Source organism: Vibrio sp. V10_P2A27P122, assembly GCF_963874335.1.
Lineage (GTDB): Bacteria > Pseudomonadota > Gammaproteobacteria > Enterobacterales > Vibrionaceae > Vibrio > Vibrio anguillarum.
In genome coordinates this window covers 1-10,001 of sequence record NZ_CAWNHY010000031.1, presented here as the reverse complement: position 1 = coordinate 10,001, position 10,001 = coordinate 1, and the positions used below count along the sequence as shown (strand labels likewise).

9 protein-coding genes and 1 pseudogene are annotated in these 10,001 nt (G+C 41.9%); 2 read left to right on the top strand and 8 right to left on the bottom strand.

Going from position 1 to position 10,001, the window contains the following annotated elements:
* Positions 1-83: 83 nt before the first annotated feature.
* From AACQ17_RS02005 to waaF, 8 genes are read right to left on the bottom strand one after another with little or no spacing between them, the layout of a single operon-like run.
* A complete protein-coding gene (locus tag AACQ17_RS02005; protein ID WP_094167740.1) occupies positions 84-1,013 on the bottom strand; it encodes a WavE lipopolysaccharide synthesis family protein in 930 nt (309 codons plus the stop codon).
* Positions 1,010-1,753 (bottom strand): glycosyltransferase family 2 protein, encoded by a 744-nt coding sequence (locus AACQ17_RS02000; RefSeq protein ID WP_094144870.1) that lies wholly within the window; start codon positions 1,751-1,753, stop codon positions 1,010-1,012. The genes AACQ17_RS02005 and AACQ17_RS02000 overlap by 4 nt, the downstream gene beginning before the upstream one ends.
* The gene (locus AACQ17_RS01995) at positions 1,750-3,333 is read right to left on the bottom strand and encodes a capsular biosynthesis protein (protein WP_094147637.1); all 1,584 of its coding nucleotides are present in this window, start codon (positions 3,331-3,333) and stop codon (positions 1,750-1,752) included. Before AACQ17_RS01995 ends, AACQ17_RS02000 begins: the two co-directional genes overlap by 4 nt.
* Positions 3,324-3,704, bottom strand: a complete 381-nt coding sequence (locus AACQ17_RS01990) for an HAD-IIIC family phosphatase (RefSeq protein WP_088732963.1) — start codon at positions 3,702-3,704, stop codon at positions 3,324-3,326. Before AACQ17_RS01990 ends, AACQ17_RS01995 begins: the two co-directional genes overlap by 10 nt.
* 14 nt (positions 3,705-3,718) lie before the next feature.
* Complete coding sequence (gene waaA / locus AACQ17_RS01985) at positions 3,719-4,984, bottom strand: lipid IV(A) 3-deoxy-D-manno-octulosonic acid transferase (protein ID WP_094163580.1); 1,266 nt, start codon at positions 4,982-4,984, stop codon at positions 3,719-3,721.
* A gap of 1 nt (position 4,985) precedes the next feature.
* Complete coding sequence (locus AACQ17_RS01980; protein WP_166537971.1) at positions 4,986-5,780, bottom strand: glycosyltransferase family 32 protein; 795 nt, start codon at positions 5,778-5,780, stop codon at positions 4,986-4,988.
* A gap of 11 nt (positions 5,781-5,791) precedes the next feature.
* Positions 5,792-6,832, bottom strand: coding sequence for a glycosyltransferase family 9 protein (locus AACQ17_RS01975; protein WP_094147640.1), 1,041 nt, complete (start codon positions 6,830-6,832; stop codon positions 5,792-5,794).
* Complete coding sequence (gene waaF, locus AACQ17_RS01970) at positions 6,829-7,866, bottom strand: lipopolysaccharide heptosyltransferase II (RefSeq protein WP_094147641.1); 1,038 nt, start codon at positions 7,864-7,866, stop codon at positions 6,829-6,831. Before waaF ends, AACQ17_RS01975 begins: the two co-directional genes overlap by 4 nt.
* Before the next feature lie 177 nt (positions 7,867-8,043).
* On the opposite strand from waaF, the pseudogene AACQ17_RS01965 reads away from it, so the two are divergent.
* Positions 8,044-8,781: pseudogene (locus tag AACQ17_RS01965) on the top strand (glycosyltransferase family 25 protein).
* A complete protein-coding gene (locus tag AACQ17_RS01960) occupies positions 8,756-9,961 on the top strand; it encodes an O-antigen ligase family protein (RefSeq protein WP_240507698.1) in 1,206 nt (401 codons plus the stop codon). Before AACQ17_RS01965 ends, AACQ17_RS01960 begins: the two are co-directional and overlap by 26 nt.
* The last annotated feature ends 40 nt before the right edge of the window (positions 9,962-10,001 follow it).

The window sequence follows — 10,001 nt, the reverse complement described above, 5'->3', positions numbered from 1 at the left end:
TGATTAAGACTTTGAAAAAAGGAGTTAGACTCAAATTAAGGAAAATGTTAACCCCTATTGTTATTAAAGTCAGAGAGTGATATTTAAATCAAAGAATGGAGCTTTTTAAGTATACGGCCAACTTGATTTTTATAGTAACGGTACAGACGTTTCTTATCACGTGGGATTGATGTTATTTGGTTAAGATACAGCCAATCTTTTAAATCATACTCAAGTGCTAGATTACCTCGCTGATAGAAACGTTCAGTCACATCTAATCCCAGTTTTTCTGGGCCATCAATCAGTAAGTTATTCGCTATAAACTGTGGCCAAAACTCTTCACCTAACCCTGCATGATCGCAGGTTTTACTCTCGATATGGTGCTCTTCACCGAGTAGCGCTGAGATCCAATTCAGACATAAAACTTGCTCTGTTGCTGGGTGGCGTGCTTTGTAGCCCGGCTTAAGCGTAAAGTGTAATTCTGGTATCCAGCGATCAGACCAAATGGTCAGGAGATCTCGGGTCAGGCCAAAGTCAAACAGATCGCTTTTATGAAAATGAACCGGATGCCCATAGTGACTCGAAATAAAAAACGTGCTGCTGGTGAGTACCCGCTGAGTCAAAAATTGATAATTCGGTGCTCTGGAGACATCGGCATATTGTTCATACAGCTCAACAAATTGGCGACCTGTCAGCAGGTTATCGGTGCGTAGCTTAACCGCATAAGGCGTTTTTACCGCTTTCAGCCCCATGTGGGTACTGTACATCTGACGGTTATTATTGAGTTTGAGTGGCTGACCGTCATAAAAAACGGTATTTGAGCCGGGATCATCCAATTCCAACACTTGGTCGTAATCAAGGCCATCCAACGGCTGCCCTTTCCAAGTCGACAGAATGATGGTCGATTTAGGAAAAAAGCGACGTATGGAGTTCAAACATTGCTCTGTGATGCCAGCGATTTGCTGGCGACTGGCACTGGCTTGCACTGGCCCCTGCACAACAAAGGTGATCGCTTCATCATCAATCTTGATCATGGTTGTGGTTGCCTCAAAAAGTCCGTGTATTCATCTGGTACGCCACAAAAAATGACCTCATGGCGTGCGAGCAAGTGGTAGTGAATATTCAACCCCTTTTGAATGAGTAAATTGTAGAGCGGCGCAATGTATAGCTCGCCTCTCTCCCATTCTTGGCTAGGTCTGGCAACGTATTCACGATACGCCTCCAAGTAATCTTCTTTACGATTGAAGTGATAAAGCCCGGTACTACAGAGATCGGAAATCGGGTTTTTCTCCGCGGTCTGGATCACTTTGGTGCTTCCGGTATGTTCTGGTTTGGCGAAAGACCAATTGTTACCGCTGCCCTGAAACACTTCTAGGTAGCCATCACTGTGTTGGCTAATGTCAGGGAATACAAAATTCGGGCGGAATGTGTCGATGTTAAACACCGTGATCGATCCTTGATAGTCCACGCCTTGCTTTGCTAATTCCTCTAACCCTAAAGTCACCGTTTCGGCTTGGCCGCGAGTTTCTGTATGCAATTCAGCAATGTAAAACTGTTTAATGCCAAGCTGAGAGGCTTTTTCGCGCACAAACGCTGCGGTGTCGTAAACATTGCGCACAATGAACAGAAACGGAGTGTTAGCAAAATACGCAGCAAAGCTGCTGACCGAGTGTTCAAACAGGGTTTGACCGTGGGCTTCAAGCATATATTTGGGCTGGGTATAACCGGCTTTAAAGAAGCGAGAACTCATTCCCGCCATTGGTATCACAATCATTGATCAAGCCTCAATAAAATTTGATGGAGACGGAACGCATTGGCAAACAAGGCATCTTGACGACGGCGATCATCGGCATGCAAAGGCAACATCGATAAGAAAAGTTGAATTTGCATCGCGTAGAGATTTTTCGCCGTGAGGCCAAAAGTCTGTTCAATTAGTTCGATAAAGCCTTGCTGCGTCTCTTTATGTTGACTCTGCTCTGCAATCTTTAATTCGATCGCTTTGTCGCCAATCTCAACATGGTAGTAACCGGCAATAATCCAATCATACAAACCAAGAATTGAATGACTCAGCTTGGCTAAATCGTAGCGGATATCACCATACAGTGTTTTCTGCCCGTCAGGCGTCATCCCTCTAGGGTCGATCGTTTTAATTTTGTTGGCTCGGAAGTCATACAAAATATTGCTAAAGCAAAAATCACCGTGCAAGACGCCCAGTAAGGGTTCTCCATTAGGCAGATGTTTTTGGCTATCGCGCAGAATTTGCGCGAGCGAGACATCTTGTCCTGCAAATTGCCACTTTTTTTCTAACGTGATGCGTCGCGATGCACAGAATTCGTTAAGGCGTAGAGTGGTTTTATCGGCAAACAGTATGTCGAGAGTATTGATGGGATCATTCGGCTCGGTAGGTTGCTCAAGGCACAGGCTTAAAAACTTCACCGCGCTGGCTAAGATTTTTTGCCAGATTTGACTCGGCAGCTTGGAAAAAACGAATAACTCATTCAGCGCAGTGAGGTAGAGATATTCTAAGCGATAGGAAATTTTCCCCTCGCTGTTTTGACTACCTAAATATTGTGGGATGAAACCACGCATTGTCATCGGCAGATTGTCAAACCAGTAAGCTTCAGCAGCTATTTTTTGGTTCTTTATGCTCGATTTTTCAATCCATTTGGCGGTTATAGTGAGCTCATTAAAGGCGCGCTGAGTTGTGAATTCAGCTTTGGAATGATAGTAAGTATTCACATGACCAAAATCGAGCCAGCCAATCGAGTTGACGGCACTTAAGCCTACGTTTTTATGATAGCGGTTAAGACCAGCAATAAATTGCCACTCACTCTGTGTAATACTGCGAACTAGTTCACGTGGGCGGCTGAATTTAAAGTAGCCATCGATAATCCGCTGACTTTCGCTATTCATTGGAGTGTTGGCATCTTGTAGCCAATCAACTTCATCATTAGTCAATACGGCCCAGTTATAACTGTCTTTCGCGGTGGAAACGCTGACAATATCATCTCCAACAGGAAGTTGGTTAAAAAGCGTATCACCGTAGAGGATGTGCAGTGGTGCATTAAGTGAGTGGCCACTAATATTGAGTGCAGCAACCAAAGAAGCGCCAAGGCTCAGTCCATCAGGCGTAGCGATAATCGTCACCTGATGCTGTTCAAGCCACTGACTGTCGATTTCTGAGATAGCATAAGATTCAGGCAAAGAGAGATAGACTTTTAAGCCTTGTGGTGCCAAAGCGACTTGATGCTGAAACAGGCGACGATTGCCTAAAGGTAGAAAGCTAGGTGGAATACGCCCAAATTCAGATTCCAATTCTTGCCCGACGTAGGCACCAGACATTATCAGGAACATGATTTTTCCTTCTCGAAGAGTTGGTGGATCTCTTCCAAACTCATTGAGGAAAATTCGGTAGGGCGCACGGCGCGATCATCAATATAAAAGCCGTCGTGCCCACACCAAGGTTTGCCCACTAAAATTTCATCATACGGAACTTGGTGTTTATCCAGCCACTCAGTAATGATAGGAAGAGTATGGATATTGATTTTACCGACGTTACCTTCATAAGTGCGCATATTACGCGCCGTTGAAATTACAATCTCAAACCCCTTTTGCTTATAATTGCGCAGTTGTTCAATCACATCCATTCTCGGTAGGACGTTTTTATAATCGGAAGTATTGGCTTGAGTTAGTGTCCCATCAAGATCAACAATTAGTCGTTTCATTAAGAGTATTCTCTTTATAAATCTAAATATTCAAGTGTTTTGGCAAGAGCGCCACGGTTTTGTTCTACGATTTGATAACCCTGCTTGCCGCGATGAATACGCTGTTTGTTATCAGTGAACCATTCACAAAGCATTTGTGCAATTTGCTCTGCATCTTGTGTGATCACACAAGCATCGGCTTGATTGAGGGCTTGAGTGATTTCACTGAAGTTGTAATAACTTGGGCCAGTCAACATGGGTAAACCAAGCGCAGCTGGCTCGAGTAAATTATGCCCACCGACTTTGTCACCCGCTAAGCTTCCGCCCATAAAGCAAATGTCAGCAGATCCCATGAGTACTAGCATCTCCCCCATAGTATCAGCTAGATAGACCTGTACTTCTGGATCGAGTTTATTCTCTGTTTGAGTTCGCCGCACACTCATAAATTGTGTTTTACATAACTCAAAAACAGCATTAAATCGCTCAGGGTGGCGCGGAACAAGCATAAGCAGTGCGCTAGGGTGTGCTTTAAGTACTTTTGCATGAGCGGCTAACACTTGTTCATCTTCACCTTGGTGAGTGCTTGCGGCAATCCAAATTGGTCGTTCTTTACCTAGTTGATGCCTTAACTGCTGGCCTTTTTCTATGGTTTGTTGATCGATATTGATATCAAACTTCATCGAACCGGTGACTGTCACTTTGTCAGCAGGTAATCCGAGTCGAATGAAGCGCTGTGCATCATCTGGATATTGGCAAAGTACACGCGTTAAGTTAGATGCTAGTAAATTAAAAATCGGCTGAAATTTAGCATACCGTCGACATGAGCGTTCAGATAAGCGAGCATTAATAACAGTAATAGGAATAACTGCTTTTGAAACCGTATGTAATGTGTTTGGCCATAACTCTGTTTCCATGATCAGCATTTGGCTTGGCTTTATCCGTTTTATAAAGCCACGAACGGCAAAAGAAAAGTCAAAGGGCATGTATCTATGCTCGGCAAGCTCTTTTAATTTAGCCGCTTGCTCTGCACCGGTGGGGGTTGTGGTGGTAATAACAATCGGCTGATCAGGATATTGTGATTTGAGTTCTTTTATCAGTGGAGAAACTGAAAGCGTTTCTCCAACCGATACTGCGTGGATCCAAATAGGGGATTGATTAGTTTTAAGCGGTGGTGTGAAGCCAAAATGCTCTTTCCAGCGAGCACCAACACACGGCTTGCCCGGCCGCTTTTTGTACAAGCCCCACATTAAAAAAGGAGAAGCTACACAGAGAAGTAAGGTATAGAGAGCACGAATGACCACTCTACTGTTCCTTTTTCTTTACCAAATCATCCGGATTAATGTGAGTCCATTTCGAACGAGGGCGATCTATATATTGAAAATGTTCATTGGTAAAACTACCTTGAATACAAACGTATTTTCTATCTTTTGTGCAAAGATCTTCTCTGCCTTTAAGTAATTCATCAAATACGCCAGGCCCGGTTGAATAATAAACGCCCATTTTAGGGTCGTAGTTCTCAATGTTATGCAGTACTTTTTCAATCGCTTGGCTGAGGTCGTTATTATTGGGTGCTGAGGCGATAAAGTAGTTGGTAAAACGAGTATTGTTGTCAATCTTTATGTAAACCGCTTGTTGCTCATCGCCAATCAGTTTATCGAGAGACCATACCAAAGTTGCGTCAATGTCCATATAGACGCCCCCTTCGTTATTGAGTACTACTAAACGCCATAAATCGGCTTGAGCAGCGCCGTTGGTTAGCCGCATGTAAGCATCATAGATTTCAGTTGATGCGTGTGTTCGTAAATACTCACCACGGGCTTCGGTACTTACATAGCAATAGTCACAATTGAGCGACATTAATCGATTAAATAAGTAGTTAATATAAACGGGTAGGGAGGCTTGATCGGTAAAGTTGGTTTGCCAAATTGTACGTGGAATAGCACTGCGATTAGAACGAGTCCATTTTGCTGGTGAATAGGCAGGAATGGTAAAACGCAATTTTGGAAACACCCAATGAAATGGGTAAGCGAGCATTTTAAAAATATTCCCGGTCAAGCGGATTAATCGGTTGGCGATTAATACAGTTACTTGGCTCATATTGATTGATCCTATCTGTTTTTTTCGGTTATCGAGCGCTGTTTCAACGTGGCAGTAATCGCTGCAGTAATTTGCTCAGTAGAAGGCTTTTCACCATTAGCATTCATCACGATCGTATGTGTTTCATACAATGGTGTATAACGAAAAGGGACGGTAGCGTAAAAAATACCAACAGTTGGTGTGTGGGTCGATATGGCCACATTGCGTATGCCAGTGTCTGGAGCAATCACTAACGTTGCTTTCGCAATAAACGTGACTAATTCATCTAAAGGTAAGCATGGCTGAATCGTTAATTTTCCAGCCTCTGCAAGATCTTGTAGATACTCACCTTTTTCAAACTCATTTTTTCCCTCAAGGAAGACATGTTTTACATTGGGTTGCTGCTCAATAGTTTGCTCGATGACAGCACGCATTTCAGGCTTAGATAAGATTTTTCTCAGCTGCGAAGCTCCACTGAAATAGACAAGGTAAGGTGTCTCAAAATCACAAAGTTGCCTGTTGTCTGGGTAGGCAAAATCTAGAGGATAGCTTGGGCTGTGGCCAAGGATTTTAAGCATATCGAGCATGCATTCTACTTCTGGTTGAAAGTCAGAGCGAAATACTGCCAAGTTATACAAGGTGCCACATAAAAATGGCGTGTAAGGAAAGCCAACTTTGAGTTTTGCTTTAGTCAGTAATGTCATCCAGTAAGAACGATTTGTCCCAGCGACATCAAATATAATATCTTGCTCTTCCAGTTGGCTGTAGTCTTGCCATTTTTGCTTGAGTGATAAGTGTTTTGAATCCTCACGGCTTTTCATTACCACTGTTTTATCCGCTAACTCTGCTGGTGTTCCATAGAGGTAGTTTGAAACGGTGACTAATGTTATTTCTGCATGAGGGAAGAACTTCCGAGCTTCAATCAAAAAGGGGCGCACAATGACTTGATCACCGAGCGCAGCATGGCGAATGACGGCAATTTTCTTGATCGCTAAAGGATTAAAATAACCATTCAAGTATTGGCGCGCGGCCTTCGAGGCATAAGCCCCTTTTTCAAACCAGAGGTGTTTCATGAATCTTTTCCAATAAATCTATCTAAAGCTTGAATAACTTGCACCGGTTGCAGTTGATTTAGGCAATTTAAGTGCCCTAATGGGCAGGTTCGCTTAAAGCATGGGCGGCATTCAATATCGGTATACACCATTTCTAAGCGCTCAGTTAGCGGTGGCGTGTATTGCGGTGAGCTTGATCCATAAATTGCGACGATATTACAATCTACGGCGGCGGAGACATGCATTAATCCTGAATCATTACTGATGACGGTATGGCAAGCCGCCAACAGATCCACAGCTTCAACAAGTGAGGTTTGTCCAGCTAGATTAAAGGCATATTTTTGTTGTTCGGTGCTAAGTGCTGAACGAATGAGGTCACATACTTTGCTATCCTTGGTCGAGCCAAAAAGCCAGATTTGATAGCCGCTTTCAATAGCGTGTTGTGCAACTTGAGCATAATAGTGGTCAGGCCATCTTTTAGCCGGACCAAACTCAGCCCCTGGGCATAAACCGATAATCGGTTTTATGGTCGATAAGCCTAATCTTGAAATGGCATATTGCTGAGCTTTGCTATCAACTAATAAAGAAGGGTGAGGGCAGTTTTCTAGCTGTACTTCATCGAGCATGCTTTCTTTTGAATAAGCAAGAGCCACATAGCGTTCAACCATATACTGGAACACTTTACGATTAGGGCGAAGATCAGTAAGTAAGCCGTAGCGAAACTCACCCTTCCAGCCAGTACGAGAAGGAATACCCGCAAATAGCGGTATGAGTGCTGATTTTGCCGAATTTGGTAAGACATAGGCATGAGTGTAATTGTTGCGTTTTAGCTCTTGGGCGAGCGCCCATCGACCTGCAAGATTAAAAGCGCCGTGCCCAATCGACATTTCAATAGCACAATTCACTTCTGGCATACGCTCCAAAATTGGTTTACACCAAGCGGGGGCTAGAACGTCAATCTGTGCATCAGGGTGCTGTTGCTTAAGGCGTTGATATAAACTTTGTGACATCACCATATCGCCTACCCATGAAGGGCCCACAATCAGTAACTTCATTTTTCACCGTCATTATTATTTTGGGTCATTCTAGCACAGCACTCGTTTGATAAAACTCAATTTCTGCTAACAAATACATTCAAATGCTAGGCAAGATATGCTCTAATTCGCTTCAATCTGAGAATAAGTATTGTGCAGCACATTGGCGAGCATATTATAGAAATTCGAGTTTTTGTGATGAAAATCTACGTTATTAGCCTTAAAAACAGCATAGAAAGACGAGCATCCATTGAGCAACAAATGGCTAATTACGGCCTAGATTTTGAGTTCTTTGATGCGATTGATGGTCGAGTTGTTCCTCCACACCCTTTATTTGCCAATTATGACTATACCAAGCGGTTATGGTTTACCAGTGGTAAAATGCCTTCAAAAGGGGAGATGGGCTGCTACGCGAGCCATTATCTACTCTGGCAAAAGAGTGTTGAGTTGAATGAGCCGATCATTGTTTTGGAGGATGATGCTGAGCTATTACCCTGCTTTATACATTTTATTGATCTAATCAAAATTAAAACCCAAGAATATGGTTTTTTGAGATTGGAGGAAGCTTGTGATCGCAGTTAACTGTTCTTGAAGGAACAGGAAAATAACTATGACATCTATTTTCTAAGTAATAATTTTGGTGGCGCTAGAGCTTATGCACTTTCTCCTGATGCAGCAACGAAATTACTTAAGTATTCACAGTGCTGGTCGATGCCTGTTGATAACTATATGGGGTCACTATATTTGCATCAGATGCCTTCATTCTTATTTTTACCAAGTGTGGTTGCAAATCCTCAATACTTTGACACAACGTTTCAAAACGAACAGCAACCCAAGGCTCCATTGTACAGAAAACCCACTCGTGAATTGTACTCACTGTACCGCAAAGTAAAAATGGCTTTAGCAAATAATGCTTATAAAAAACAAAAAAACTAATCATATAGAAAAGTTATTTTTATTATCACCATTATTGGTTGTTCTAATGGTGATATTTAATTTCTCTGCTAGTCAGTTTATTATTTCACGCTTGATACCAATGGTTTCTATTTATTGTCTGTTGAGATATCGACATGCAATTAGGGAAAACTGGCATTCAGAGTTAAGAGGTTTTTTTATCTCTGGATTATTGATAATCGTGATTTTCTCTAGCTATCATTTTTTCCGTAGTGATGAATTTTCTTTGCCTAGAACGTTAATTGCAAGTTTGGTTTATTTGCTTTTTGTACCGTGGAATAAAATATCACGCCAGTGGATTTATTATATTGTTGCATTAGCTTCAGTTATTTGCGGGCTGAATGCGTTGTATGAACATTTTGTGATGAACATTGCGCGTGTTGGCATTGCGACAAACCCGATACCTTATGCTTTATATGTTTCTTTTCTCTTGTTGTGTTGCATTTACTTTGTTTTAAATCAATCAGATAAAACATTAAAAACGCTTGCTGGTATAGGCGGCTTGCTTTCATTGGCGGCCATTATCATGACCGATGTGCGAGGGGTAATTCTCTTTTTACCTGTGGCGATTCTTTATTTGATGATTGTTGCAGTAAAGCCGACCATTAAACATTATATTGTTTTGTGTTTTTCAATATGTGCTATTTCGGTGCTATTTTATGCATTTTTTGAGAAAGAAATTGATACTCGGATTAAACAGACGCAATACGAAATTTCGATGATAGAGAAAGGGAACCATAATACCTCTATCGGTATTCGGTTCGACTTATGGAAGCATGGTTTGGATGTGATTGTTCATGACCCTATTTTGGGTCTTGGGGATGACAGTTTGCAAGACAGCATTTCCGGTATGAAAAATCGTGGTGCAGCTATTCAGCCCCATTTACATAATCAATATTTAGATTCTTTAGCCCGCTATGGGGTGGTGGGAACTCTGGTAATGTTTTTATTTTTTTTTGCTTTAATCATTAATTTTACTCGTTCGGGTGTAAAATATATCGGTAATCCACTAGTTAATAGCATGCTTATTATGCTTATGCTTGCAGGTTTAACTGATGTTCCTTTGCACCATACACATCTTATTTATTTACTAACTATCTTATGTGGCTTGTTGATCCGTTTTTCAGAGATAGGAAAGGATAAAAAGCCGCCATCTTTTTAAATAATATTTATTATTATCTACTTGTACGTTAGAATAAAAC